21 protein-coding genes, 1 other RNA gene, 2 pseudogenes and 1 other annotated feature are annotated in these 26,977 nt (G+C 41.1%); of the genes and pseudogenes, 3 read left to right on the plus strand and 21 right to left on the minus strand.

Annotated elements, in window-relative coordinates; all coding sequences use genetic code 11:
• Positions 1-203: 203 nt before the first annotated feature.
• The 17 genes from IEV91_RS15610 to IEV91_RS15690 form a co-directional block, all read right to left on the minus strand.
• Positions 204-1,967 (minus strand): peptidoglycan D,D-transpeptidase FtsI family protein, encoded by a 1,764-nt coding sequence (locus tag IEV91_RS15610; RefSeq protein WP_188498359.1) that lies wholly within the window; start codon positions 1,965-1,967, stop codon positions 204-206.
• Positions 1,968-2,603: 636 nt separating this feature from the next.
• Entirely contained in the window at positions 2,604-3,080 is a 477-nt protein-coding gene (gene greA, locus IEV91_RS15615; protein WP_188498360.1) for a transcription elongation factor GreA, read from the minus strand.
• 56 nt (positions 3,081-3,136) lie between these two features.
• Positions 3,137-3,793, minus strand: a complete 657-nt coding sequence (gene udk / locus IEV91_RS15620; protein WP_188498361.1) for a uridine kinase — start codon at positions 3,791-3,793, stop codon at positions 3,137-3,139.
• Positions 3,794-3,905: 112 nt separating this feature from the next.
• Positions 3,906-5,042, minus strand: a complete 1,137-nt coding sequence (gene mltG, locus IEV91_RS15625) for an endolytic transglycosylase MltG (protein ID WP_188498362.1) — start codon at positions 5,040-5,042, stop codon at positions 3,906-3,908.
• A 669-nt stretch (positions 5,043-5,711) separates the two neighbouring features.
• A complete protein-coding gene (locus IEV91_RS15630) occupies positions 5,712-6,008 on the minus strand; it encodes a DUF1292 domain-containing protein (RefSeq protein ID WP_188498363.1) in 297 nt (98 codons plus the stop codon).
• Positions 6,005-6,439, minus strand: a complete 435-nt coding sequence (gene ruvX / locus IEV91_RS15635) for a Holliday junction resolvase RuvX (RefSeq protein ID WP_188498364.1) — start codon at positions 6,437-6,439, stop codon at positions 6,005-6,007. The genes IEV91_RS15630 and ruvX overlap by 4 nt, the downstream gene beginning before the upstream one ends.
• Positions 6,436-6,699: an IreB family regulatory phosphoprotein gene (locus IEV91_RS15640; RefSeq protein WP_188498365.1), complete on the minus strand. Its 264-nt coding sequence runs from the start codon at positions 6,697-6,699 to the stop codon at positions 6,436-6,438. The genes ruvX and IEV91_RS15640 overlap by 4 nt, the downstream gene beginning before the upstream one ends.
• 97 nt (positions 6,700-6,796) lie before the next feature.
• On the minus strand, positions 6,797-9,442 hold the full coding sequence (gene alaS, locus IEV91_RS15645; RefSeq protein ID WP_188498366.1) for an alanine--tRNA ligase: 2,646 nt from the start codon (positions 9,440-9,442) through the stop codon (positions 6,797-6,799).
• Between the two features lie 332 nt (positions 9,443-9,774).
• On the minus strand, positions 9,775-10,857 hold the full coding sequence (locus tag IEV91_RS15650) for an AI-2E family transporter (RefSeq protein WP_188498367.1): 1,083 nt from the start codon (positions 10,855-10,857) through the stop codon (positions 9,775-9,777).
• 370 nt (positions 10,858-11,227) lie between these two features.
• On the minus strand, positions 11,228-11,419 hold the full coding sequence (locus tag IEV91_RS15655; protein WP_188498368.1) for a YrzR-like zinc ribbon domain: 192 nt from the start codon (positions 11,417-11,419) through the stop codon (positions 11,228-11,230).
• Positions 11,420-11,462: 43 nt separating this feature from the next.
• A complete protein-coding gene (gene recD2 / locus IEV91_RS15660; protein WP_188498369.1) occupies positions 11,463-13,790 on the minus strand; it encodes an SF1B family DNA helicase RecD2 in 2,328 nt (775 codons plus the stop codon).
• A complete protein-coding gene (locus tag IEV91_RS15665; protein ID WP_188498370.1) occupies positions 13,787-14,479 on the minus strand; it encodes a tetratricopeptide repeat protein in 693 nt (230 codons plus the stop codon). Before IEV91_RS15665 ends, recD2 begins: the two co-directional genes overlap by 4 nt.
• A gap of 343 nt (positions 14,480-14,822) precedes the next feature.
• Complete coding sequence (gene hmpA / locus IEV91_RS15670; protein ID WP_188498371.1) at positions 14,823-16,043, minus strand: NO-inducible flavohemoprotein; 1,221 nt, start codon at positions 16,041-16,043, stop codon at positions 14,823-14,825.
• 266 nt (positions 16,044-16,309) lie between these two features.
• Positions 16,310-17,431: a tRNA 2-thiouridine(34) synthase MnmA gene (mnmA, locus tag IEV91_RS15675; protein ID WP_188498372.1), complete on the minus strand. Its 1,122-nt coding sequence runs from the start codon at positions 17,429-17,431 to the stop codon at positions 16,310-16,312.
• Between the two features lie 32 nt (positions 17,432-17,463).
• Positions 17,464-18,603 carry a cysteine desulfurase family protein gene (locus tag IEV91_RS15680; protein ID WP_188498373.1) on the minus strand — a complete coding sequence of 380 codons (1,140 nt, stop codon included), beginning with the start codon at positions 18,601-18,603 and terminating at the stop codon, positions 17,464-17,466.
• Positions 18,604-18,636: 33 nt separating this feature from the next.
• Positions 18,637-19,059, minus strand: coding sequence for a cysteine metabolism transcriptional regulator CymR (gene cymR, locus IEV91_RS15685; protein ID WP_188498374.1), 423 nt, complete (start codon positions 19,057-19,059; stop codon positions 18,637-18,639).
• On the minus strand, positions 18,992-19,699 hold the full coding sequence (locus IEV91_RS15690; protein ID WP_229745618.1) for a YczE/YyaS/YitT family protein: 708 nt from the start codon (positions 19,697-19,699) through the stop codon (positions 18,992-18,994). The genes cymR and IEV91_RS15690 overlap by 68 nt, the downstream gene beginning before the upstream one ends.
• Before the next feature lie 288 nt (positions 19,700-19,987).
• On the opposite strand from IEV91_RS15690, the gene IEV91_RS15695 reads away from it, so the two are divergent.
• Both IEV91_RS15695 and IEV91_RS22145 read left to right on the plus strand, forming a co-directional pair.
• Positions 19,988-21,319, plus strand: a complete 1,332-nt coding sequence (locus IEV91_RS15695; RefSeq protein ID WP_188498375.1) for an AAA family ATPase — start codon at positions 19,988-19,990, stop codon at positions 21,317-21,319.
• A gap of 517 nt (positions 21,320-21,836) precedes the next feature.
• Positions 21,837-21,983, plus strand: a pseudogene (locus tag IEV91_RS22145) (transposase); the annotation flags it as partial.
• A 38-nt stretch (positions 21,984-22,021) separates the two neighbouring features.
• Here IEV91_RS22145 and IEV91_RS15700 read toward each other — a convergent pair.
• Positions 22,022-22,217, minus strand: a pseudogene (locus IEV91_RS15700) (helix-turn-helix domain-containing protein); the annotation flags it as partial.
• A 235-nt stretch (positions 22,218-22,452) separates the two neighbouring features.
• On the opposite strand from IEV91_RS15700, the gene IEV91_RS15705 reads away from it, so the two are divergent.
• Positions 22,453-23,103 carry an RsfA family transcriptional regulator gene (locus IEV91_RS15705; RefSeq protein ID WP_188498376.1) on the plus strand — a complete coding sequence of 217 codons (651 nt, stop codon included), beginning with the start codon at positions 22,453-22,455 and terminating at the stop codon, positions 23,101-23,103.
• 153 nt (positions 23,104-23,256) lie between these two features.
• On the opposite strand, the gene ssrS is transcribed toward IEV91_RS15705, so the two are convergent.
• The 3 genes from ssrS to hisS all read right to left on the minus strand — a co-directional run bounded on the left by ssrS (position 23,257) and on the right by hisS (position 26,621).
• A non-coding RNA gene (gene ssrS / locus IEV91_RS15710) (6S RNA) lies at positions 23,257-23,442 on the minus strand.
• Positions 23,443-23,566: 124 nt separating this feature from the next.
• Positions 23,567-25,342, minus strand: coding sequence for an aspartate--tRNA ligase (gene aspS, locus IEV91_RS15715; protein WP_188498377.1), 1,776 nt, complete (start codon positions 25,340-25,342; stop codon positions 23,567-23,569).
• Positions 25,335-26,621: a histidine--tRNA ligase gene (hisS, locus tag IEV91_RS15720; RefSeq protein ID WP_188498378.1), complete on the minus strand. Its 1,287-nt coding sequence runs from the start codon at positions 26,619-26,621 to the stop codon at positions 25,335-25,337. The genes aspS and hisS overlap by 8 nt, the downstream gene beginning before the upstream one ends.
• Before the next feature lie 98 nt (positions 26,622-26,719).
• Positions 26,720-26,953, minus strand: a binding site (T-box leader).
• Between the last annotated feature and the right edge of the window lie 24 nt (positions 26,954-26,977).

Here is a 26,977-nt window from a genome sequence, read left to right on the forward strand (position 1 = left end):
GGCTTATCGCCAAAACTTAATAGCGAAAGCCATAGTTGCACTTATAAGGTCTTCCGCTAAATTATAAATTTTGACGTTATTAGAAAACTTGGCTTATCGCCAAAACTTAATAGCGAAAGCCTTAGTTGCACTTAAGGTCCTCCGCTAAGTTTTCTATTTTGACGTTATTAAAACAAGCTAAGAGGGGAAACCTCTTAGCTTGTTTAGGATGGGCTCTTTTGATCAAGGGTGTACAGACCGTCAACAATATCATGATAAATATCATAAGTCTTGTGTTCACCTGGATGTTGGTCAAGATCGACCACGACCATGGCATATTTGGGATTGTCAGCTGGAAAATAACCCGCAAACCACTCGTTTGTATGATCTTTATCTGTTTCTGCTGTTCCTGATTTACCCGCCACCGGGTATTGAGTATCTGCCAGCCGGTGCCCCGTGCCCTTCTCATTTTCTACAACGCCGCGCAATAAGGATTTTAGCCTCATAATGGTATAGGAATCAAGGCTTTTCCCTTTGAGCTTTTCCTTAGGAAAAGTAGTTAACTTCACACCACTTGGCTGATTATAATCTATTTCAGTTGCTGTTCGGACACTTCTTTTTTCTCCCCCGCGACTGATTGTAGCCATCATATTAGCCACTGACAAGGGGGTAAGCCTGACATCTCGTTGTCCTATAGCTGTTTGAGCAATAGCTTCTTGGTCTTGATAAGGTTCTTCATTATTTCTCCAAATGCTATTTTGACCCTCATCAGGCACCTGCTTAAAAGAGTGAAAACGAAAGACATCATCTGTCCAACCCACTTTTTGTGTTAAACCTAATTGTTCTGCATATTGAGTCAATGTTTGATCATTTGTTTCCATCATTCGATTGGCCAACGTACCAAAAGTATAATTACAACTTTGATAAAAACTATTTTCAAAATTTAATTCCCCAAGTTGACGTGTTCCTTTTCCTGTCCCGTACGGATTTTGGTCACAATTAAAAACTTCATCTTCTTTGACAATGTTATTCTGTATAGCAGCGGCCGCTGTTACAATCTTGAAAACAGAACCAGGATATTGCGGTTCAAGCATCAAATTACCATTTTTGAAAGGATGACTAGGATCCATCTCTGGACGGCTTACCATGGTGAGTAAGTCACTCGTAACTGCATCTAGAATCACCACGCCACCACGCTTCAGATGATGATCATCTACCGCTTTTTCAGCAAGCTGCTGAATGTCAGTATCCAAGGTTGTGACTACTTTTAAGGGATAGTACTCTGTATTCGTTTTAGAGGTAACACGCACACTCTTGTCAAATAGAGGATCCCCCATAGCACTAATATGATAAAGCAGCTTTGTTTGATTACGTGACAGTAAGAAGGGATCATAAGCCTTCTCCAAACCCAATACACCAATGGGAGTATCCTGAGCAATTTCTCCATCCTTTAATAATTCGGGATAACGTTGTTTTAAGGAGCTGGGATTTTGCCGAACAGATCCGATAATGTATGAATCCTCAAGACTATCCGTAGACTGACGAACGTTTAAAGCTTCAACACCCGTGATATGTAATTGATTAATAGCTGTCATTTGCTCTTTTGTTAACGTCAATGCATTCGGTTGAAATATAAAAGGGTCCTTAGCCTGTGCTAGAGACGCTTTTATTGAACTTACTGAAACATGAATGATATCCGCGAGTTTCTGCACGGGCCACTCTTTATCATTGAGAAATGGAAACAACACAAGAGCGGGCTTTTCATCTCCATTGAGCTTCACTTTTTTCGTCCTATCCAGTAAAATACCTCGTCCATTATTCACTATAAATTGACTGGTGCGTTGAGCAATACTTTGATTGATTAAATTAATATGTTGTCGTGAATAAGACGCCGTATCAAAAAGTTGAATTTGTGCTAAACGCCCAATCAATAGTGTAAAACCCGTTAAAATAATCATCCCCACGATGGTCATTCTTCGTTTATTCAAGGAAACTCCCTCCCTAATGCCAGTGTTGACCGATCTTCCTAACCATAAACACGGCAATAGAGAAAAGAACGTCCTCAGGGGGATAATGAAGGTCCATCCTTATTTAAGCTTTGAAAAAGCTTGTAATACCCAATAGCCCCTCAGTAGCAAACGACATAAAGCAAGGATGAGCAACCTCGAAATTTCCCTTTCTCCATTAAGGTCTTCCACTAAGTTATAAAACGCTAACGTTATATAAGAAAAACTTGGCTTCCGCCAAGTCCTTATCAGAGAAGACAAATTTTTCTACCGATCTCTTTATTGCTTCGACGGCTTATACTTTCTTTTTTTTGAGAAAAACCGGGCGAAAAGCATGCCCGGTCCTCATTCAGTTGGGCATTAAAAAGCTTTTTACCAAAATGCCTCGTCAGTATCAAGTGGATTGGAGCGGAAGACGCGAGACTCCTTCGGGAACAGCACGTGTCCGAAGATCCACTTGGGAAACTCGTTTATCATCCCAAGCTAGCTGAGGCCGTGCCCGAGGAAAGCGAGCGTTCTGTAGCGGAAATCCACACCTTCCTGATGACCAGAATTTTATACATTCTTATATTTTAAAAAAAGGCGACCCTTTAGGCCGCCTTTTTAGTGTATGTAATACTATTTGACTTCAATAATTTTAACCTGTAAGTCGCCTCCAGGCGTAGGAACAGTGACTTGATCGCCTTTACTGCGCCCAATTAAGCTCTTACCCATTGGTGAATCGTTAGAAATTTTACCGTCAAACGGATCCGATTCGGCGCTACCGACAATTTTGTAGGTTTCCACATCACCATCCGGTAATTCTTGGAAAGTGACAGATTTCCCTATAGAAACGAGATCAGGATTTGATCCATCCTCTTCAATGATTTCGGAATTACGAATCATTTGTTCTAGCTGTTGAATACGTGCTTCAACAAAAGCCTGTTCGTCCTTTGCTGCATCATACTCCGAGTTCTCTGAAAGGTCTCCAAAGCTACGGGCGACTTTAATTCTTTCAACAACTTCTTTACGTCTTTCTGTTTTCAAATAATTTAATTCTTCTTCTAATTTTGCTTTACCTTCAACGGTCATATAATGTTTCTTTTCTTCGACCAAAATCATACACTCCCTTTTACCACTTCAATGGATTAAATTTTAAAAACGATGAAAATTTATCTTAATCTACTTTCGAGACTTTCCTCTTTAATTCCTTCTAAAATCGAACGAATTTTAGTGACCATTAAATCAATCGCCACTGCATTCTGACCGCCTTCTGGAATTATAATGTCGGCATAGCGCTTCGTCGGTTCAACAAATTGATTATGCATAGGTCTAACGACCGTCAAATATTGCTCGATAACAGAATCCATAGTTCTCCCTCTATCTCGCGTGTCACGGACGAGGCGGCGAATAATACGGAGATCTGAATCCGTATCCACATACAGCTTAATGTCCATGAGCTCCCTAAGGCGCTCATCATCCAAAATGAGGATGCCCTCCAATATAATCACATCTTTAGGGGTGATAGGAATAATTTTATCAGATCTTGTATGCACTGTATAGTCATACACCGGTTTTTCAATGGGTTCAAAACGGAGTAACTTGTGTAAATGATCTATTAAAAGCTCATGATCAAACGCCAAGGGGTGATCATAATTTGTTTTAATCCGCTCTTCCATGGATTTATAATCTTGTGCTTTATAATAGGCGTCTTGTTCAACAACAGCAATAGACTGAGTCGGAAAGCTCTTGGCAATTTCCTTGGCTACAGTCGTTTTACCGGAACCCGATCCCCCTGCAACTCCTATAATAATTGGCTTTTTTGTCATACAAAGTGATCCTTTCTTTTCAGGTCTTATCATGAAATAGCATTGGTCTCGTATAAGCTGACCCAATACTTTATCATACAGTATTTTATATAAACTTAAAAGAGGAGTTAAATTACTCCCCTTTTACGTCATCCCATTCGTGACTATATTTGTTAACAACCTTATTATGCTCAGCCAATGTGTCTGTAAACAGTATTTCTCCATTGGGGCGGGCATAAAAGAATAATGCTTTTGTATGTGCAGGCTCAAGAACAGCCGCTATTGAAGACTCACTCGGATTATTTATTGGTCCTACAGGCAATCCCTTTTGAACATAGGTATTGTAAGGCGAATCAATTTCTGTGTCTTTTTGGTAAACCTTCGCTTTAGTTTTTCCTAAGGCATACAATACCGTGATATCACTTTGCAATTTCATCCCGCTATCCAGTCTATTGTAAAAAACAGCTGCCACTTTCTTTCGATCATCATCTTTTTCAGCTTCTCGCTCAACAATAGAAGCCATTGATAATATTTTATGGACAGAACCTAAAGAATTATTTTGGATTTGACTATTGTACTTCTCTAAAATAGTCTGTGTTTTACTTAACATTTTATCGATAATCGTATCTAAATCTGGATTTTTCTTATCAAAATTATAAGTGGCTGGAAACAGATACCCTTCGAGTGGTGATTTTATTTGCTTGTTTAAGATCGCATCCGTCAAAAACGGATATTTCTTCATATAGTGCTCTTTAATGTAATTCCGATCATTAAGCTTTTTATTAATCTCTTTTTCGGTCAGTTTTGTCTTTTCGGCAATACGTTTTGTAATATCACTGACTTTGTACCCCTCAGGAATAGCTAATTTCAATGCTGCATTTGTATAAACATCCCCGGATTCTATTTTTCCAATAATATCATCTATTGTCATCCCCGGAGATAATTGATATACACCTGCTTGGAAGTTGTTTTTATTTTTATACTTAACATAATAATGAAAAATTGTGCTATTTCTTATAACACCTTTGGATTCCAAGATCTTGCTGATGTCTTCCGTTGATGATCCGCTCGGTATGTTCACGACAACTTTTTTCTTTTCTGTAGAACTCACAGGTGCCAGTGAATGAGATATGTAATAATATGTAAATGTGGCTCCTCCTACGAAGAGGATCACGAGGCTACATACTACAATGAATACAATACGACGGACTAAACGCGCTTCTTCTGCTCTCTCACGCAACACTTGGAAACGATCTTTCGAATCCCCCATAAGAACGCCCCCTTCAATTTCCTAATCCATTATACTATAACATAAAGAAAAGTCGAGAAAACTTGAGCAAAATATACAAATAATGACCGTATTCATCATAAAAGGATTCTTTTGGAAAAAGTGTTCAGAGCTATGAATAATAGGGCTTTCATAGCGTTTAAAAGGGACAAGTGGATTGGGAGAGGAAGTCTCGGATTCGCTACACTTATCCAGAGTATGTTCCTCAGCGCCGCTGACTCAAGGATGCCAAAACTAAGTCTTTCGAGAACGGGGCCAGCGTGTCTTCACGAATACACTTCGAGTTGTTCCGAGGATCCAACGATGAAGCGATACGAGTAGACGAAGGAACAGGGGTTTGTAGCCTAAATATTTTGGAACACACAGGTAATCCATTTCAAAGTGAGCTGAGGCTACCAAGGGCGCCGGCTAAAAACATCACATCCATGTGATAACGCCAAAGCTAGCACCTCAACCACCCCAAAAAGTTCTGGAGCGGAAATCACCACTTATTTAATGACCGAAAATCCTTACTACTAGTCTTCTGACAAACGTAATGGCAAAAGCCTAAGTTGCCCTTTACGGTCTTCTACTAAGATATAAATGCTGACATTACAAAAAACGGAGAAACCCTATTAAAGGTTTCTCCGCGGCCTAAAAGATTGAAAAGACTTAAAGTTCTTCTTCGTCTACAAATGTATTGAGCATTTCCTCAACAATGTCCCATTCCTCATCCGTTTCAATAGGAAATAGGCTGAACTCTCCGTCAACATCTTCATATCTAAAACCAAAAACTTCGGCTTCCTCTTCGTCGTCCTCTGGGGATTCAGCAGGTTGAACCACCATATAAGACTTTCCTGTTTCCTCAACGTCAAAGGTGAACAAAATATCAAATAAATGTTCTTCACCATTTTCATCAGGGATAATAATGCGTTCTTGCTCTTCGTCGTGGTTATGGTTATGACTCATTCGAATGACACTCCATTTCTATTACGATCTAAATACCCTTGTAAAATGAGAACTGCTGCTGTCTTGTCTATGACTTTCTTTCGTTTTTTACGACTGACGTCGGCTTCAATCAATATTCTCTCCGCTGCCATGGTTGTTAAACGCTCATCATACATCTCAACAGGTAAATCAAAACGTTTATTAAGCTGATTTCCAAAAGAAATACAAGCTTCGCCGCGTTCTCCTACGGTTCCGTTCATGTTTTTAGGCAAACCAACAACAAAACGTGACACCTCATAGTCGAGAACCAGTTGACCTATACGCTCATAGAGCACATCTCGCCTATGCTGTTGATAATGGATCGTCTCTACCCCTTGAGCGGTAAGACCTAGAGCATCACTTACTGCAATGCCCACGGTCTTTGTACCATAGTCAAGACCCATCACTCTCATAAACCGTCCTCTTGATGTTGCTTTAAATAGGTGGTAACAAGTTCTTCAATAATCTCATCCCGCTCAATTTTACGTATCAAATTACGCGCATCCTGATGGCGGGGAATATAAGCTGGGTCACCTGATAACAAATAACCAACAATTTGGTTGATCGGATTATACCCTTTGTCCTGAAGTGCTTGATGAACTTTTAATAAAACATTCTTCACATCACTTTTGTCTTGATCATCATAAAAATTAAATTGCATTGTTTTATCCATAACGGGTTCCCCCTCATCTTATACAGCTCAATATATTTTATGGGTTGCAAAAAGCTGTTCGCTAATAGAAAAGTCTAGCCCGCTCTTTGCCACCTCATTATTTGGACAAGGACTGTTCTGACACCCATTGTTCTACAAATGCAAGCGCATTGTCAAGCGCCTCAGGATTTTTCCCGCCAGCTTGGGCCATATCAGGACGACCACCGCCACCGCCACCACAACGAGTGGCGATTTCCTTTACAAGCTTTCCAGCATGGAATCCTTTTTCAATAAGGTCCTTAGTGACACCACAAGCAATATTGACTTTCCCATCTTTTACTGAAGCTAGTACTAATACCGCTGAAGGCAATTGTTCTTTCAATTTATCTATCATCGCACGTAAACCATTCATATCTTGTCCTTCTATTTTTCGTGCAACAAAAGGGATACCTTCGACTTCTTGGATCATTTGTTTGATTTCATTTATCTCTGTATTACCTAATTTCGATATTAATGATTCTTTTTCCTTTTCCAATTGATGAATTTGTGAATAAAATCCTTCAATTCTTTCAGGAATGCCGTCAATAGTGGTCTTTAAAAGTTGTGCGGCATGCTGTAAGTCCTTCAAATGACGATTCAGCATAGTAAAGGCATATTTACCAGTGACCGCTTCAATCCGACGAGTTCCTGCGCCAATACCTGACTCAGAAACAATTTTAAATAAGCCAATGGCCGAAGTGTTTCTGACATGACAACCACCACAAAGTTCTAAACTATAGTCACCAATGCGAACAACACGAACTATATCTCCATATTTCTCACCAAAAAGCGCCATTGCCCCCATAGCTTTTGCTTCTTTTATCCCTTTCTGCATTGTTTCTACAGAAAGACTTTGCCAGATCTTTTCATTCACAATTTCTTCTACGCGATTCAATTCCTCTTCCGTGACCTTATCAAAGTGAGAGAAGTCAAAGCGCAATCTTTCAGGAGTCACTAAAGAACCGGCCTGATTCACATGAGTCCCTAAGACATCCTTTAAGGCTTGGTGAAGAAGATGTGTTGCCGTATGGTTTTTTTCTGTATCCGATCGACGTTCGGATTGAATTTCTGCTTTGAACACGTCACCCTTCTTAAGGTTTCCTTTTTCAACCCTAACGGTGTGGAGATTTTGACCATTAGGAGCCTTCTTAACCTCTTGGACGAGAAGTTCTGTCGCTTGATTGACGAGTTTCCCTTTATCGGCAACCTGTCCCCCACTTTCAGCGTAGAAAGGCGTCTTATCAAGGATAATTTGGACCACGTCACCTGTCTTTGCGAAATCAACCACTTCATTTTGATTGACAATGATGGCCACCTTAGAGTCACTCTCTTGCTCAGAATACCCAATAAATTCACTTTCAACAGTAATCTCACGCAAGGTTTCATTTTGCACTTGCATCGATTCTGTTGTTTGACGTGCCTGTCTTGCCCGGTCACGTTGAGCATTCAATTCTTTTTCAAAACCCTCATGATCAATGGTAAAGCCTTCATTTTCGGCGTATTCTTCAGTAAGTTCTACTGGAAACCCAAACGTATCATAGAGTTTAAAGACATCTGTTCCAGCAATCACTTTTTCGTTTGCCGCTTTCGCCTTCGCCATAACATCCTTTAATATAGCCAATCCTTCATGAAGGGTTTCATGAAAACGTTCTTCTTCAGTACGAATGATTTTTTGTACTAAAGCGGTTTGGGTCTTTAAATTATCGTAAAATTCACCCATGATTTCTGTCACAATGGGCACGAGTTCATACATAAAAGGCCGTTCAATGCCAAGTTCCATGGCAAAGCGTACCGCTCTCCGAATGAGACGACGTAAGACATAGCCACGCCCTTCATTGGACGGAAGGGCACCATCAGAAACCGCAAAGGATACGGCACGGACATGGTCTGTAATCACCTTGAAAGCAGTATCCCTTTCTTTGGTTTCACCGTAAGTTTTTCCACTAATAACTTCAATTTTTTGAATCAAAGGAAGAAATAAGTCAGTATCATAGTTCGTCTTTGCCTCCTGAATGACAGAGACCATACGTTCTAGACCCATCCCTGTATCAATATTCTTCTTAGGTAGAGGTGTATAAGTCCCATCTGGATTATGATTGAACTGTGAAAAGACGAGATTCCAAATCTCTAAATAACGTTCGTTTTCTCCACCTGGATAAAGTTCTGGATCTTCGGGATCATTGCCATAAGCTTCCCCACGATCATAAAAAATTTCTGTGTTCGGACCACTTGGACCCTCCCCAATATCCCAAAAGTTCTCTTCCAGACGAATAATCCGTTCCTTAGGAAGCCCAATCGTCTTATGCCATAGGTCAAAGGCCTCGTCATCTTCTGGGTGAATAGTTACAGATAAGTATTTGGGATCAAAACCAATCCACTTAGGGCTCGTTAAAAATTCCCAAGCCCATTGAATCGCTTCCTCCTTAAAGTAATCACCTACTGAAAAATTTCCAAGCATTTCAAAGAACGTATGATGTCTTGCGGTATAACCGACGTTTTCAATGTCGTTGGTGCGGATCGCCTTTTGAGCATTCACAATACGAGGATTTTCTGGGACGACTCGACCATCAAAATATTTTTTTAAGGTTGCTACACCACTGTTAATCCAAAGTAACGTTGGATCTTCGTGAGGGATAAGAGAGGCACTTGGCTCCACCCGATGTCCCTTTTCCTTAAAAAAGTCTATAAACATTTGTCTAACTTCTCTTGAGCTTAATTTTTTCATAGAGCAACTTCCTTTCCATAGATTAACGATTGAACAGGTTTAACCAATATAAAAAGCCCTCATCCCCAAAAGGGACGAGAGCATTAAACTCACGCGGTACCACCCTAATTATAGATCACACTGTATGGCGATCTATCAGCTTTTAATCATGGCGATAACGGACCTTAAGCCGGCAGGGGTTAACTGCACTTCAGAGTGGCGCCCATCATCTTGTTCAAGGATTCTCTCAGCCTAGGAATCCGTTTCTGTATCCCTTGATTGATGGTTAACTCTTTCATCGTATTCGCTTCGTTCAATTCGTTATACCTTAATACTTGGTGAGTAAATTATAATCAAGTTTCGCTCTCCTTGTCAATTTTTTTTCGATAATCGACATAATGGTTGACGAGCACCTTTAAGATCACAAAGGCGGGAACGGCTAGCAACATACCCACAACACCGGCGATATCACCGCCAATGACAAGGGATAGCATAATAAAAATCGGATGAATATGCACGCTTTTTCCCACAATAATAGGACTAAAAACATTCCCTTCTAGAAATTGCACCACAAGAACAATCACCAAAACTAAAATCACCTTTTTTATGGATAATGTCACAGCAATTAATAAGGCAGGTACGGCGCCAATGACTGGGCCAAAATAAGGAATAATATCCGTGATACCCATAAATATGCCTAATAGCAAAGAATAGGGAATATGGAGCAGCCACAATCCTATGAAGGAGACAATCCCCACAACTAAGCAAACCAAAAGCTGGCCCCGGATGTAACTCCCTAATGATTCATCAATATCACGGATCAGTGATTGCCCAGGAGAGCGTAAACGTTCAGGGGTGTGCCGATAGATCCATTCCTTAACCCGATCAAAATCCTTTAATAAATAAAAGACAATGAACGGAATTAACAATAAGGTAAAAATGGATTTAAAGATATTTTGAATGCCTAAAATAAGTCTCCTTACAAGGTGGTTGAGTCCACTCTCTAAGGACGCGAGAATCCGATCAAAATGATCATGGAGCGTTTCAGGAAAATCTGATGTCGCATAGTAAATATGGTTCACATTATCTTGATACATCTCTTGCAAGTTTGGCCCCTGCTTTGCAAAACTTCTTAGCTGCTCATAAACAATAGGCGCTCCTTTGACACATGCAAAAGTGATTCCGCCAAAGAACAAGAGATACACGATAAGAATAGCCAATGCTCTTGGCATCCCTTGTTTATGTAATTTTTCAATTAGCGGATGAAGAAGATAGGCAATGAGACACGCGATTAAAAAAGGGGCTAAAATTTTGAGGGCATAGCCTAAAGCCATCCCGATATAAGGAAATAATTTGAGTAAAAACCAACAGTTTAAGAAAAACAAAATTAAAACAGCTAATCTCTTTACCCAATCAAGAGCCGTCCATTTTCTCATGAGAACCCCTCCAGCCTTTAGTTTGCCACAGACTGGAGAAAGTTATAATATAAAATCGCAATCAAATCCGCAACTCTCATTAGCCATTTTACATTATTTCTCGCTGGTGAAATAGCTTGCGACGTAACGATCATGTACACAAAACAAAAAGTGAAACTCACAAACGGCGCACGAATCAAGGCTGAAATTAACAAAACAGCACTGCGCTTGCACTAAAGACAGCTTCTTCTAACAAAAAAAGCGTCACAGCAATCAAGTGATTGAAGCGGAAATCCACACCATCCTGATGACCAGAAATTTTCTTTCTGATCTTTTATATAAAAAACGGAGCCGATGTCAATCATCGTCCCCGTTTTTCGTCCCTTCCTTTTTAACCCTCTTGAACGTTTAAATCTTGTTCTTCAAATAAATCATCAAGTGTGGTTAAACTGCCGTCCTCTTCAACTTGATTAAGAGAAAGCTTATTATTTGTAAGTGTTAATTCTATAAAACAATCCCAGCAATAATATTGATTCACGCCTATTTTTCCTAGATTTTTATTTTTACAATTTGGACAATGCATCAGGTTCACCTCTGGTCACCATTTTGCCCAAAGAGTCATTCATTCATACTTCCTCTTCAAAATCCTCTATCGAAAGTTCTGATAGAGCCAACGCTTCTGTGCCTAACCGCTCGATTAATTTTTCTTTTAACATCGAGTTTCGCCGGTCGACATGGGTTTGTTCTATGGAATATTCCAATGCCTTGATGTCACCACAGAGAATGAGAAAGGATTTACTTCTGGTGATCGCTGTATAAACAAGATTGCGCTTGAGCATACGGTGATAGCCTTTGACAATCGGCAGAACAACAATGGGAAACTCACTTCCCTGCGATTTATGAATCGAGCAACAATAAGCAAGTGTGAGCTGATTTAAGTCTCTTTTTAAATAGACAATCTCTTTACCATCAAACGAAACAACCAATTGATCCTCTTTCTCTGTCGTTTCCTTGGCCCTAAAAATCGCCACCACTTCACCAATGTCCCCATTAAAAACCCCTTCGTCGGGATTATTTACGAGTTGTAAAACTTTATCGCCTGTGCGAAAGAGCTTGTCTCCGAAGGTTAAGGTGCGTTTACTATCACTTTCAGGATTAAATAGGTTTTGCAGAGCAGTATTCATTGCATCAATTCCCGCACTCCCCCTATAAATAGGGACCAGCACTTGAATATCCATAGCCGTAAAGCCCTTTTTTATTGCATTATTACAAACTTGGCAGACAACATCAACCACTTGATTCTGGTGACAGTTAAAAAAGCTCCGATCTCCCGTCTGTTGGCCGATCGTTTCCGGAAGTCTTCCTTGTTTAATCTCATGAGCAAGCTCGATAATTGAGGAATCCTCGGATTGCCTATAAATATCCGTCAGACGCACCGTTGGAATCACCTCAGAATGCAAAAAATCATTGAGCACTTGACCCGGTCCCACCGAAGGTAATTGATCCTCATCACCGACGACAATCACCTGCATAGGCAATGGTAAAGACTTAAAGAGCTGATTCGCAAGCCATAGATCAACCATCGACATTTCATCGATAATCAGAAGTTTTCCTTCAATCGGATGTTCCTCATCGTGATCATAGCCGCTGCCTCCCCGCCAGCCTAACAGCCGATGGATCGTCACCGCTGGGAGTCCCGTCGATTCACTCATACGTTTAGCCGCCCGCCCTGTTGGTGCTGCTAATAAAAACGGAAAGGACTCCTCTTTATCCTTGTAGTCTTTAGGGTTAAGAGAGAACCCTCGAAGTTCAGCGACAATCTCTACAATTCCCTTTATAACCGTGGTCTTACCAGTTCCTGGCCCCCCCGTTAAAAGCATAATAGGAGAATGAATCGCAGTTTGAATGGCTTCTTTTTGTGAAGGAGCGTATTGAATATTTAATCGCTCCTCCAAGGCCCCTAAGGCTTCTAAAAATTCACTTTCTGAGAATTCATTTTCGAAGTCGGTTTGCTCTGATAATTTTTTTATGCTTGTGACAAGCCCTTTTTCAGCAAAATAGAGTGAAGGAAGATAAACGTTGAGTTCTTCAATAATTAACTGTCCCTTTTCTTCAAGCACATCTAGTTCATTTTCAATCGAACCAACATCCACCTCTGCTTGTTTCGTTGAAAGTAGCTCCTGAACACCATCTACGGTCTCAGCAAAAGTCATAAAAACATGACCCTCGTTCTGAGCTTTCTCATTTAGCCAATACAGGCAACCTGCTTGAATTCGTTCAGGATGATTGCCTACTAAACCCAATCGCTTGCCAATCTCATCAGCCCGATGAAAACCAATCCCCTCAATATCTTGAACCAATCGATAGGGATTCTCCTCTATTATTCTGACAGCGTCATTCCCATAGGCTTGATAGATTTTCGTGGACAGCTGCGTGCCAAAACCATAATCCGAGAGCGCAATCATCACCTTTTCCAAGCCTTCATGTGCCATTAAGGTTTCGGCAATTTGGAGAGCTTTATCCTCTGGCAGTTTCGGCACATCACTTAAACATTGGGGCTGATTTAGAATTTGAGTAATCGCTGTCTCTCCTAAGTGGGCCACAATTCTCTCCGCCGTTGACTTACCTATCCCTGGAAAGAGTTCACCTGAGAGGTACTGCACAACGCCATCCTTAGATTGGGGAAGAAGTTTGCGAAATTGTTCAACCTCATATTGTTGTCCGTATTTGGGGTGCATTTTTATTTTGCCAAAAAATTGATAGCTCTCATGAAGATGAATAACTGGAAAAAAACCAAAAAGTGCAATGTCCTTATCCTCAATGGCTTCATTGGTTTCCTCAACACGAATCCTTAAGACCGTATAGCCATTTTCCTCATTACGAAAAACGATATGATGAGGTATTCCTTTCACATATTTTTTTTCTTCAGCAAAAAGATCCATAGATTCCATCATAGCTGCTCGTCCTTAATCTCATTGTTTCCTTCAACGGCGCTTTCAAGTGCTCTCAAACCATTGGCAGCAAGAACGTGGTCTTTTTGATGCTTTATAGCTGTTTGAAATGCCATTATGGCTTCAGCCGTTTGACCTCTGGAAGCTAAAGCCACCCCTTTATTATAATGAGCATCCGCATGTTCAGGTTGCTGTTCAATCACTTGATCAAACTGCTGAAGAGCCAGTTGAAGAGAACCTAATTTGGCTAGACAAAGTGCATATTGGAACCGCGCCTCACTATCTTGTTCGTTCAACTCAACGGCCCGTTGGAGATGAACAAGGCCCATCATCAATTGACTGAGATTCACATAAGACATTCCGAGCATATAATGGATATCGCCGTCGTCAGTAACTCCATTTTGTTCTGCCAATTGAAAACATGGAATCGCCTCTTCATACCGTTCAAGTTCGTAAAGGGCGTTTCCTAACCCATATGATGCCGGAGCATAATCAGATTGAAGTTCTAATGCTTTATTAAAAAAAGCAAGTGCACGTGCTGGTTCATGGATGGTTAATAATAGGTTACCAAAATTACTATACCCTATTGGATCTTTCGGGTGGTCCTCGATAGCACGATTAAAAGCTTCCGCTGCTTTCTCTATTGCTTTTTCCTTTAAATAGGTATGCCCCTGTTTGTTCCAATCTATCATAATGCTCCCCCCGTTACACAGAAAATCTCTCATAAGTATATCAAAAATAGACAAGCCCTGGAAACAGGGGGACTTGAAAATAACTGTTTTAATAGGAGTAGAAATATTTGCCGCCTCTTTCATTTGTAACAAGGGCATCCATCAGCACCTATTGGAATGGAAAGGAAAGTCTAACATCCGAAACACTTCAACAAAGAGATGTTCCTCAGCATCATCGCCTCATTTATGGATAAAACGCCCCTTCTTTCAAATTGAGAAAAGAGGAGCCACCCATTTTAGGCTCTCCTCTTTTAAAAGTACGATATTGGGTTCCTTCCATTTTTGATGACTTAAGATTCCCCGCTTAAGCTTCTTCCAAAAGACTAATCGGATTAAACACTTCATAATGGCTACGCTCTTTAGGCACGCCCCATTCTTTTAATGCATTGTTTACTGCTTTCATAAAAGGGACAGGACCACAAAAATAAAAATGGGCTTGATTGTTAGGAAGTATTTTTTTCAACCATTCAAGATCAATGTAACCTTCTTTAGCATAGCTTTTAGCTTCTTGATCTTCTTTGGACGGTTTTTCATAACAAAGAAATGCCTTTAATCGATCATTCTTCTCCACTAAATGGTGAACCTCTTCCTTCATAGCGTAGGTCGAACTATTTAGTGTCGCATGAATAAAAGTGACGACACGATCCGGTTGTGTTTGAGCCAAGGTTTTAAACATACTTAAAATAGGTGTAATCCCAATTCCTCCACTAATCAACACTATAGGAAGACCGTCGTCTGTCAATGTGAAGTCACCTGCAGGAGCAGCGAATTGTAGGGTGTCCCCTTCCTTCACCGAATGATGAAGATAGTTTGAAACAATCCCTTCTGGAGCTTTCCCCTGCGCCTGCTCACGTTTAACACTTATGCGATAATACTCCTTTCCAGGACTTTCAGATAAACTATAATGCCTTATATGTGTATACTGTTCTCCCTCTATATTGGCTTTTAACGTGAGGTATTGCCCGGCTTTATAAGTAGGAATCGCTTTTCCATCAGCAGGTTTTAAATAAAATGACGTGACATCTTCTGTCTCCTTTACCTTTTGATCGACACGAAAATCTCTAGCCCCTAACCAGCCGCCTGGTTGCTGTTCTGTTTGATTGTATAACTCTCGCTCAATTGAAATGAAGATATCCGCTATATAATTATAGGCTTGGCCCCATGCCTGAAGCACTTCATCTGTCGCTGCCTTTCCTAAAACATCTTTAACAGCCTGAAGCAGAGTCTCCCCAACAACAGGATATTGGTTCGCCTGGACCCCTAAAGCCCTATGCTTCTCTGTAATTCTTCTGACTAAGGGCTTGATGGCATCTAAATTGTCAATATTTTCTCCTGCTGCATAAACGGAATAGGCAAGCGCCTCTTGTTGAATGCCTCTTTTTTGGTTAGTTTGATTAAAAATATTATAAAGTTCAGGTGCCTTCGCAAAGAGGAGTTTATAGAAATGTTCACCAATTTTTTTACTTTGCTTTTTTAGTACGGGAGCCGTTGATTTCACTATCTCTAAGGTTGTTGCATCGAGCATTGTTGTTTCACCTTCCAATCTCGCGTTATTTTTTTACCCCTCCGAATAAGCATTTGTCATAATTGATAGTCCTATTCCATTTTTCATTTCGCTTCCTATCAGGAATGAACACGTAAAAAACAACGTTCCTACATCACATTAACTTACATTTTTTAAGCAAAACCGGACAATGAGTGGCAGACAAATCCTTTTAAGATGCAGAAAGGTTTTTAATACCAAAATGCACCAGCAGCAAAAAAGCCCTTGCACTAGGCAAGAGCTTCTTCTTAGTTGGCTTTCACAAAATCAAGTTTTCCATGATAAACCTTCTGTAAAATAGCATCGATCGTGGCGCCTCCTAAACAGAGCTCACCATCATAAAAGACAACCGCTTGTCCCGGCGTAATGGCTTTTTGTGGCTCCGCAAACATCACTGTCAATCGCCCCTCTGGCTCCACGGTTACCGATACCGGTTGATCAGGTTGACGATAACGGAATTTCGCCGTGCAAGTAAAGGTTGTGGTCTTAGGTTGGCCATTAATCCAATTGACTTTTTCTGCCGTCAAGCCTTCGGAAAACAAGGAAGGGTGGTTATCCGGGGCAACATAAAGGATATTTTTATCAAGATCTTTGCCACACACAAACCAAGGACCTCCTGGGCCACCAATGCCCAATCCTTGACGTTGACCATTGGTATAATACATTAAACCCTCATGTGTGCCTTTATATTCTCCATCAATGGTACGAATTTCACCGGATTGTGCAGGTAAATAGTGACTAAGGAATGTCTTAAAGTCACGTTCACCAATAAAACATATCCCCGTACTATCTTTTTTGTTCGCTGTTGCCAAACCGTGCTCTTGGGCGATTTTGCGCACTTCAGGCTTTTTCAGCTCACCCAATGGAAAAAGTACGCGTGAGAGTTGTTCTTCTGATAATTGGTTTAAGAAATAGGTTTGATCTTTACCATTATCAAGACCTCTTAAGAGCTTCGTCTTGCCCTCTGAGCGTTCTACGCGAGCATAATGTCCTGTGGCAACGTAGTCCGCACCTAACGATAAAGCATGGTCAAGGAAAGCCTTAAATTTGATTTCTTTGTTACACATGACATCTGGATTCGGTGTCCGACCGGCTTTATATTCTTCTAAGAAATAAGAGAACACTTTGTCCCAATATTCCTTTTCAAAGTTCACGGCGTAATATGGAATGCCGATTTGATTGGCGACTCTTGCAACATCTTCATAATCCTCCGTTGCTGTACAGACACCATTTTCATCAGTATCATCCCAGTTTTTCATGAAAATCCCCACAACATCGTAGCCCTGCTGCTTGAGGAGCAAAGCCGTGACTGAGGAATCAACGCCCCCTGACATCCCTACCACTACGCGTGTTTCTTCTATAGGTTTCACAGAACGTCACCTCCTTTTAATCAAAATATTTATCAAAGCATACGTTTAACCGTCTGTGCTATAATTTTAGCGGCTTGGGTCACTTGCTCTTCCGTATTATATAACCCAAAGCTGATGCGAATCGAACTTTTTGCTTGCTCGGCCTCTTTTCCATACATGGCGGATAAAACATGGGAAGGTTCAACAGAGCCTGCTGTACAAGCGGAACCACTGGAAACAGCTACTCCGCCAAGATCTAAAGCTGTCAAAAAAGGCTCAACTTTAATTCCCGGGAAATAGAGATTAAGAATATGGGAAAGGCAATCTTTGACATCCCCATTGACCGAAAAATCAATGTGTTGTTCTTCTAAATACTGAAGGATAATCGTCTGCAGGCGGCGATAGTGGCTATCATTCTCATCACGATTTTCAGCAGCTAATACTAACGCCTTCTCTAATCCAACAATGCCTGGTACATTATGGGTTCCTGCCCGACGCTTTCTTTCTTGCTCGCCACCATGTTGGTAGGGTGAAAACGGCGTCCCTTCTTTCACATAAAGGAAACCAACCCCTTTTGGACCGTTGATTTTATGAGCAACCATTGACATTAAGTCGACACCTAACGCTTGAACCTCTACCTTTTTCACACCAAAAGCTTGTACTGCATCTGTATGAAAAAGAGCGGAATGCTCTTCCAGAATCTGCGCCATTTCCCTGATGGGTTGTATCGTACCGACTTCATTATTTCCGTACATGACCGTGACAAGAATGGTATCCTCCCTTATGGCCTGCTGAAATTCATCTAATTGAATACGCCCCTTTTCATCCACATCTAAATAAGTGACTTCAAAACCTTGAGTCTCCAGATACTGACACGTATGAAGGACAGCATGATGCTCAATTTTTGAAGTAATGATGTGGTTTCCCTTCGCTTTCATGGCCATGGCTGTTCCAATAATCGCTGTATTATCCGCTTCCGTACCGCCACTTGTAAATACAATTTCATTGGGCTTGGCACCAATGGCTTTAGCGATGTTTTCACGCGCATCATCAACAAGCTTCCGCGCTTCTCTTCCAAAATAGTGAATACTGGACGGATTTCCAAAGACCTTTTGATAAATAGGGAGCATGGACTCTAACACTTTCGGATGAAGCGGTGTTGTTGCCGCATGATCGAGATAAATATGTTCCATCTTCATACACTTCCTATATCTAACATTCCATAATTAAATGTAAAACATATCAGGATCTTGCACATGATCTTCTTGATCAAAGTCAATCAGATCAGCAAGTGTCGTATTTTCTAACACATCTTTTACAGCATCACGAATCTTTAACCATAATTCTCGCTTAGCAGGATCATCATCATCCATGATTTCCACAGGACGAATCGGTCCCTCTAATACTCGAATAATATCCGCTGTTGTGATCTCTTGTGGCTCATTCGCCAGAACATATCCGCCATAGGCTCCTCTTATGCTATTGACCAAACCGGCATTGCGAAGCGGTGCTATCAATTGTTCAAGGTAGTGCTCTGATAATTGATGATTTTCCGCAATCACTTTTAAAGCCAAGGGGCCTTTACCGTAATGTTTTGCTAATGCCATCATGATGGTGAGTCCGTATCTTCCTTTTGTCGATATTTTCATGAACAGCCCGCCCTTCTAACATTATAGTTATCATTTTTTTAGATATTGGAAGTAAAATCCCTACGATTGAGCCGATGGTGAGACCAAACAAAATCGTCCCAATTGAGACAGGACCTCCTAAAAGCCAGCCCATGAGCAGGACAACGCCTTCCATCGCTCGTCTTATATGTGACAATTTCCAACCTGTTAACTCCACTAGATAAAGCATAAGGCTATCGCGGGGGCCAGCACCACGATTAGCTGCAATATAAATACTAATCCCGAGCCCTTGAATAAAAATCCCTAACATCAGTATGACCCATTTTACCCACAATCCTTCAGGAGTGGGTAAAACAGCTAAAAAAAAGTCAATAAAAAGCCCGACAAGGATCATATTAGCAAGGGCACCTGCTTTTGGCCAGGATTTTGTTAATAGGCACGTCGAACCTACCACAAGACTCCCAACCAGAATGGACCATGTCCCCACTGTCAATCCGAAGTGCTTAAAGAGACCAATGTGCAATACATCCCACGGCGTCGCGCCTAAATTGGCCTGAATGACTAAAGCAATTCCTAAAGACATGATAATAAGTCCAAATAAAAAAACACCCCAGTATCCTAATTGCTTTCCTGAGGACTTTATCCATAATTTAGTCGTCAAAGTTTGACACTCCGCTCTTCTCAACTTTTGTTGCCGCTTAACTTCAACATCACTTCAGGTCACGTTCATATAAGATAGACACACTAAGTATATCACGAATACAGAGCCTTGGGTATGGTCTGACCAACATCTTATTTATACTTAACGTGGGAAGATCTTTTTAGGTCCCATTTATTGATGGTATAATGGCAAGACAAAGAACCAAAGATTCAACCCTAACAATATATTAAAAGAGGAATTCCATGTTCCTATATATACTTGCACTACTCTTAGAAAGGAAGATCCCCCATGGACTTATTCGATTATTCCAAGGAATCTCGTAAGACAGGCGTCCCACTGGCCAATAGAATGCGTCCCCGAACATTAGACGAATTCATCGGTCAGGATCAAATTGTTGGTGAGGGGCGTCTATTAAGACGCGCTATTCAAGCTGATAAATTAACGGCTATGATTTTTTTCGGCCCCCCTGGTACTGGCAAAACCACGTTAGCCAAAATCATTGCCAATACAACTTCCGCCTATTTCCAGCAACTGAATGCGGTCACCTCTGGGGTAAATGATATTCGAAAAATGACAAGTGAGGCCAAAGAACGACTGAAATTTGACGATCAAAAGACAGTGACTTTTATTGATGAAATCCACCGTTTTAATAAGAGCCAGCAGGATGCTTTACTGCCTTTTGTCGAGGACGGAACAATCATTCTAATAGGGGCAACAACAGAAAGCCCCATGTTTGAAATTAATCCCGCCCTTCTTTCCAGATCCACACTTTTTCGCTTTGAAGCTTTAACGGATTATGATATCCAAAGGGTTTTAGAGCAAGCTCTTAATGATCAGGAACGCGGTTATGGGCGCTACGCCATAGAAATTGACCAAGACGCTCTCCAGCACCTCGTCAATGTTTCTAACGGTGATGCCCGGACAGCTCTCTCAGCTTTAGAATTAGCTGTTTTGACAACACCTCCCAATAAAGAAGGGACCATCTATATTAATCTAGAAACTGCAGAAGAATCCATTCAAGAACGAGTGCTTCAGTACGATAAGTCAGGTGATAATCATTATGATACTGTCTCTGCCTTTATTAAGAGTTTACGTGGCTCGGATCCAGACGCCACCCTCTACTGGCTAGCCAAAATGATGATAGCTGGCGAAGATCCTCGCTTTATTGCCCGAAGACTCTATGTTCATGCTGCTGAAGACGTTGGCTTATCCGATCCTAATGCCTTGCTTATCGCCCAAGCCGCTGCCTATGCTGTTGAATTCATTGGTATGCCCGAAGCTCGGATACCTTTGGCTGAAGCAGCACTTTATATAGCAACAGCACCGAAATCTAATAGTGTCATCATGGGTATCGATAGTGCTCTTGAGACAGTTAAAAAAGAAAGGACGGGTCAGGTTCCCATCCACCTCCGTGATGCCCACTATAAAGGAGCAAGCAAACTCGGACATGGCATTGATTACAAATATCCTCATGATTATCCTGATGGATTCGTTGACCAAAACTATTTACCCGACCATTTATTAGGAAAAACATTCTATGTTCCGACCCCAAGAGGACACGAAAAAACGGTCAAAAAGCGGCTTGATTATTGGAGGAGTAAAAAGCACCCTCCAAAATAAGAGGTCACTGAAAAAGTTTCCTTTAAAACAAGGTGTTGTCGAGAGGTTGATTTACGCTACAGGTCGCTTGCTGTCCTCATGCCCACAGGACTAAGGAAAGCGACTAAGAGATTAGTCCTCGCAGAAAAATCGTGTTCTTACGATTTTTTGACGTGGGTAGGATTGGTGTTCGACGCACAGGATGTGCTAGCTTCGACGTTGTCACACGGATGTGACGATTTTAGTCGAAGTTCCTTAAGGACGTGACGATTTTAATCGATCGTCCTTAGTGGCCTCTGCTAACTTGGGAATTGGATATTTGTTTTCCCAAGTGGATCTTCGGACTCGTGCTGTTCCCGAAGGAGTCTCGCGCCTTCCTCTCCAATCAACTTACTTTCGAAGGTGTATTTCATTAAAAAAACAAATAAAAAAAAGCCAAAACCCACATAATTTACCTATTTTATTGAGAGTTTCGGCTTTTTTTAATTTATAGTAACTAAGTTAAGCGGGTGGTTATGGTGATTGCCAAACAACAGTCATTAAAGTTAAGTCCCTCTATAATCTCATAGTACCAGAGGATAACATGTTGCGTAAGATCAATGATTTTGACGATTTTTCATTTGTGTATGATGAGCTTAAGGATAGGTATTGCTTGATCAATGGCCGAAACGCTATTGACCCTATACTGTGACTAAGAGACTTCACTCATAAGCTTTGGCAAGATGATGATTTTTCAGCTTTCAACTGTGTTAATTCAGCAGAACAGGCATTGTAGTTTAATCTTTTGCCCCGTTTCTTTGGATGTATCCTTCCATTTTCCTAAAAAAACAAAACGACTGCATCCGATGGTTTTAGCAATCAGAATTTCCTGCGCTTTATTGGGATAGATACGGAATTGATAGCCATTGTTGACTAACATTGTTTCACTTCCTCTATACAAGAACTTATATTCCTATTATGCTAATGGGTAAGAAGTTTTGGCTAGTGCCAGCCGACATTCATCTCGCACTTACTCAATGGGCTACGCCCTTAGAAGTCTTCTGTCGGGAAACGATAAATACATAGTTATATAGATAATTTTACTTCTTTTGTATAATAAAAGACGCTTTTGTCTATCCTTTCTATTAAGCAATTTATTTTAAGGAGAGGTCATTATGACAAAAGTTAGACAAGATGCATGGAGTCATGAAGATGACTTATTATTAGCCGAAACGGTCTTACGTCATGTCCGTGAAGGAAGCACACAGTTAGACGCTTTTGAAGAGGTTGGCGATAAATTAAACCGCACAGGAGCAGCATGTGGCTTCCGATGGAATGCGATCGTGCGCAAAAAATATGAAAAAGCGGTTGATCTTGCTAAGAAGCAGCGCAAGCAACTTAAGCGAGCACAGCAGAAACGGCCCGTTCGCTCATGGCAGACGCCATACACTCAAGAAACTTATAGTCCAGAAGCTTCAACGCCCCAACCACAAGTGATGAATCAAAGTGCTCAAGGGATGACACTTCAAGATGTTATTGTCTACCTACAAAACTTAAAAACTAACGATCATGATAGTGAAAGATTAAAGGTAGAAAACGAAACATTGTGGAAAAAGAACGAAGAACTTGAGAACACAATTAATGCTCAACAAAAGGAAATTGAAAAGTTGAAAAAGAAGCATGAAACCATTGAAGAAGATTATCAATCATTAATCAGTATCATGGATCGTGCCAGACGTATGGTGATGCTTTCTGACGAAGCTGAAGCCCACTCTCCTTCGTTTAAAATGGACAAGAACGGGAATTTAGAAAAATTGGCAAAATAAAACAAACGGGCCGCAAGTGCGCCCGTTTGTTTTTGTCTTTTATGATTCTAGTTTTCGTAATCACATTGAGAAAATAGAACCTGTTTGTGACTCGCCTAAAAACACATAATAAAAAGACCTCTCTAAGAGATCTTCATTGTCATATAATATATCAGGAGTCCCAATCGTGCCGTATAAAAACCCGAGTTTTGAACCCGCACTTAGCAGGTGGGTGCCCTGCTTCACCTTTTATGCGTCCACTTAAATTCGAGGCTTGCACGCCGGGTGAAAACTTACAGGCTCCCTTTCAAATCATGTTCGGTCAAAACATGTGGCTTTCTACGAACACTTCAGGACTCCCTTGTTTGTAACTATAGTTTAGCATATTTTGCATTGCTATTCAACCGTACCCAAGCTTTGACTGCTTGGGTCTTTGGCATTTTTCTGCCTTTGTCCTATCACTGCGGTTGATGAGAAGCTCCCTTTACAATACTTCCTCTTGATAGGTCACGGCCAAACTTAATTCCTCTAATTGTTTGGTATCCACGGGAGAAGGCGCTTGAGTCATCAAGCAGCTTGCATTCGCTGTCTTTGGAAAGGCAATTGTTTCTCGTAAATTTGAAACGCCCGCCAAGATCATCACAATACGATCAACACCGAAAGCGGCGCCACCATGTGGAGGAGCCCCATATTCAAGAGCTTCCATTAAGAACCCAAATTGTTCTTCAGCTGCTTCCTGACTAAAGCCTAACAACTGGAACATCTGCTCTTGAAACTCCCGTTTATGAATACGTTGAGAACCGCCACCTATTTCATACCCATTAAGAACTAAATCATAAGCCTCAGCTCGGACAGAACCTGGATCAGTTTTCAGTTTCTCAATATCTTCCGCCTTTGGCATTGTAAAAGGATGGTGCTCAGCGACATAACGCTCTTCATCCTCATCCCAAGCAAGAAGCGGAAAGTCCGTCACCCAAAGAAAATTTAATTGAGATTCGTCAATTAACCCAAGATCTTTTCCAAGCTTTGAGCGTAAGGCCCCAAGACTGTCGGCAACCACTTTTGGCTTATCAGCAACGAATAACAATAAGTCACCATCTGTTGCTTCAGTTGCTGCTTTAATGGCCGATGCTGCTGTCTCATCAAAAAACTTCGCAATCGGACCTTTCAATTCCCCAGCTTCAATTTTTAACCAAGCAAGTCCTTTAGCGCCATACCGCTGAGTGAATTCAGTCAATTCATCGATATTTTTTCTTGAATAATGTGCCGCTTGCCCCTTCACATTGAGAGCCTTCACCTGTCCGCCTGTTTCAACCGTGCTGGCAAAGACCTTAAAGCCACTGTCTTTAACGGTAGCAGAAATGTCGAGTAATTCCATGCCAAATCGAGTATCAGGTTTGTCACTACCATACCGGGCCATAGCTTCAGCATAAGTTAAACGCGGAAAGGATGGAGCTACTTTCTCTCCACGAACCTGGTCCACCACTTCGACCATCATTTCCTCCATCATGGCTAGGAAGGCTTCGCGTTCGAAAAAGGAAACCTCGATATCCAATTGTGTAAATTCAGGTTGGCGGTCGGCCCGTAGATCTTCATCTCTAAAACACCTGACAATTTGATAGTATTTCTCCATGCCCCCAACCATTAGCAATTGTTTAAAAATCTGTGGCGATTGAGGGAGCGCGTAAAATTCACCTGGATGCACTCGACTTGGCACAAGATAGTCACGGGCACCTTCTGGTGTGCTTTTATTTAAAATGGGTGTCTCAATCTCATAAAACTCTCTGTCTTCAAGAAAGCGACGAAAGGCTTTATTAATGTTATGGCGAAGTTTAAAGGTCTCCTGCATGACTGGGCGCCGCAAATCAAGGTAACGATATTTCAATCGCACTTCTTCAGATACTTCGGCTTCATTTGTAATCGCAAAAGGAGGGGTTTTGGATCCATTTAGAATGTAAATAGATTCCACTCTGATTTCGATATGTCCAGTTGCAATTTTTTCATTCACAACATTGGCATCACGAGCGACGACTTCCCCCTTAACCTCGACCACATATTCACTTCGAATTTTTTCAGCGGTCGCAAAAGCCTCCGTAGAACCCTCAGGATCAAATACAATTTGAACAAGTCCTGAACGGTCACGGAGATCGATGAAAATCAATCCCCCAAGGTCACGGCGTCTTTGCACCCAACCGTTTAGAGTCACCTTTGTTCCTATCGCTTGCTCCGTTAATTGACCACAATAGACACGCTCACTCATGGCTATCCCTCCTGTTTTCCACTAATTTTTGCACATATTGAGGAAATTCATTAATGGCCACCTCTTGTTGCTCACCTGTCTCCATATTCTTCACATTAATAATGGCCTTTTCTAGTTCCTCATCACCCAGTACAGCAACCGTTGTTGCCCCAAAGCGATCAGCTTGCTTGAATTGCCCTTTTGTTTTTCGTTTCATATAGTCCTTATCAGCCGTAATGCCTTGTTGGCGCAGCAAATATAAAAGTTCAGTCGCCTTTTTTTCCGCTGCCTCACCAATCGCTACAATAAAGCAATCGAGTGGATTTTCAATTTCCGGCTGGACTTGCTCTGCATTTAAAGCCAATAGAAGCCGTTCATAACTCAATGCGAAGCCAATACCTGAGACCTCTGGGCCGCCTAATTCACTGACTAGCCCACCATATCGACCGCCACCACATAAGGTGGTAATAGCACCAAAATCAGCCCCCATAATCTCAAACGTCGTATGATTATAATAATCTAGTCCGCGAACGAGTGTTGCATCCACTTCATAAGGAATCCCCATAGCATCTAACGCTTCTTTGACGTGTTCAAAATGCTGCTTAGAAGTTTCATTCAAAAAATCTAAGATAGAAGGAGCTGTTGCCATTAACGGATGCTCACTATCGACTTTACAATCCAATATTCTTAACGGATTTTTTTGTAAGCGATTTTGGCAATCTGAACAAAATTCATGAATGGATGGTTCGAAATGCCTGATGAGAGCCTCGCGATGTGCCTTTCGACTTTCAAGATCCCCTAAACTATTGATCACTAATTTTAACTTATTTAACCCAAAACTTTTATAAAAAGCCATGGCGAGTGAAATAACTTCAGCATCCAAGGACGGATCATCTGAACCAATGGCTTCAACACCAAATTGCGTTAATTGCCTTGTCCGACCTGCTTGTGGACGCTCATAACGGAACATTTCTCCTATGTAATAAAGCTTTACCGGCTGATTGGCCCAACCATGCATTTTGTTCTCGACATAGGATCTGACAACAGGGGCTGTCCCTTCAGGTCTTAAAGTCAGGCTACGATCGCCCCTATCTTTAAAAGTATACATTTCTTTTTGCACTATATCTGTTGTTTCGCCAACCCCTCGATGAAATAAGTCGGTGGACTCAAACATCGGAGTTTTGATTTCTTCATACCGATAAAGCTGGCAAATTTTTCGTGCCTTTTCTGTGATCCATTGCCAAGTAGGAGATGCATCTGGCAAAATATCCTGTGTCCCTCTAGGGATTTTAATAGCCATTGTTCCTACCTCCTCTGATAAAATTTTCTTTTTGTACAGTTTGATCAATTAAATGCAATGCAAAAAAGCCCCTTATTCACATTGATCATTTCATGTGAATAAGGGACGAGTTTACCCGTGGTACCACCCTTGTTGAAGCACAACCCTCTGCTTCCACTTAACAGTTAACGCCTGTAACGTTCTTTCCTAATTTCTTCAGCCTCGGCTTTTAGATTTCGAAAAGAAACCTCAGAAGTGTCATTCATTAAGCGCTCATGGAGAAACGTTTCCAGCCTTCGACGTTTCCTCTCTTGCCACACTACTTAATTACTTCTCTTCATCATAGGTTTTCATTTAAATAAATCGTTAGACCTAAT

The sequence above is a fragment of the Pullulanibacillus pueri genome, assembly GCF_014639255.1.
GTDB classification, from domain to species: Bacteria; Bacillota; Bacilli; order Bacillales; family Sporolactobacillaceae; genus Pullulanibacillus; species Pullulanibacillus pueri.

What these genes read in the sequence shown, in the direction of transcription:
- mltG (WP_188498362.1), bottom strand. Translation starts at nt 5,042, where the DNA reads ATGGGGGATTCGAAAGATCGTTTCCAAGTGTTGCGTGAGAGAGCAGAA.
- IEV91_RS15630 (WP_188498363.1), bottom strand. Translation starts at nt 6,008, where the DNA reads ATGAGTCATAACCATAACCACGACGAAGAGCAAGAACGCATTATTATC.
- aspS (WP_188498377.1), bottom strand. Translation starts at nt 25,342, where the DNA reads ATGAGTGAGCGTGTCTATTGTGGTCAATTAACGGAGCAAGCGATAGGA.
- IEV91_RS15705 (WP_188498376.1), top strand. Translation starts at nt 22,453, where the DNA reads ATGACAAAAGTTAGACAAGATGCATGGAGTCATGAAGATGACTTATTA.
- IEV91_RS15680 (WP_188498373.1), bottom strand. Translation starts at nt 18,603, where the DNA reads ATGGAACATATTTATCTCGATCATGCGGCAACAACACCGCTTCATCCG.
- hisS (WP_188498378.1), bottom strand. Translation starts at nt 26,621, where the DNA reads ATGGCTATTAAAATCCCTAGAGGGACACAGGATATTTTGCCAGATGCA.
- IEV91_RS15640 (WP_188498365.1), bottom strand. Translation starts at nt 6,699, where the DNA reads ATGGATAAAACAATGCAATTTAATTTTTATGATGATCAAGACAAAAGT.
- IEV91_RS15650 (WP_188498367.1), bottom strand. Translation starts at nt 10,857, where the DNA reads ATGAGAAAATGGACGGCTCTTGATTGGGTAAAGAGATTAGCTGTTTTA.
- recD2 (WP_188498369.1), bottom strand. Translation starts at nt 13,790, where the DNA reads ATGATGGAATCTATGGATCTTTTTGCTGAAGAAAAAAAATATGTGAAA.
- cymR (WP_188498374.1), bottom strand. Translation starts at nt 19,059, where the DNA reads ATGAAAATATCGACAAAAGGAAGATACGGACTCACCATCATGATGGCA.
- IEV91_RS15695 (WP_188498375.1), top strand. Translation starts at nt 19,988, where the DNA reads ATGGACTTATTCGATTATTCCAAGGAATCTCGTAAGACAGGCGTCCCA.
- alaS (WP_188498366.1), bottom strand. Translation starts at nt 9,442, where the DNA reads ATGAAAAAATTAAGCTCAAGAGAAGTTAGACAAATGTTTATAGACTTT.
- ruvX (WP_188498364.1), bottom strand. Translation starts at nt 6,439, where the DNA reads ATGAGAGTGATGGGTCTTGACTATGGTACAAAGACCGTGGGCATTGCA.
- IEV91_RS15665 (WP_188498370.1), bottom strand. Translation starts at nt 14,479, where the DNA reads ATGATAGATTGGAACAAACAGGGGCATACCTATTTAAAGGAAAAAGCA.
- hmpA (WP_188498371.1), bottom strand. Translation starts at nt 16,043, where the DNA reads ATGCTCGATGCAACAACCTTAGAGATAGTGAAATCAACGGCTCCCGTA.
- udk (WP_188498361.1), bottom strand. Translation starts at nt 3,793, where the DNA reads ATGACAAAAAAGCCAATTATTATAGGAGTTGCAGGGGGATCGGGTTCC.
- IEV91_RS15655 (WP_188498368.1), bottom strand. Translation starts at nt 11,419, where the DNA reads ATGCATTGTCCAAATTGTAAAAATAAAAATCTAGGAAAAATAGGCGTG.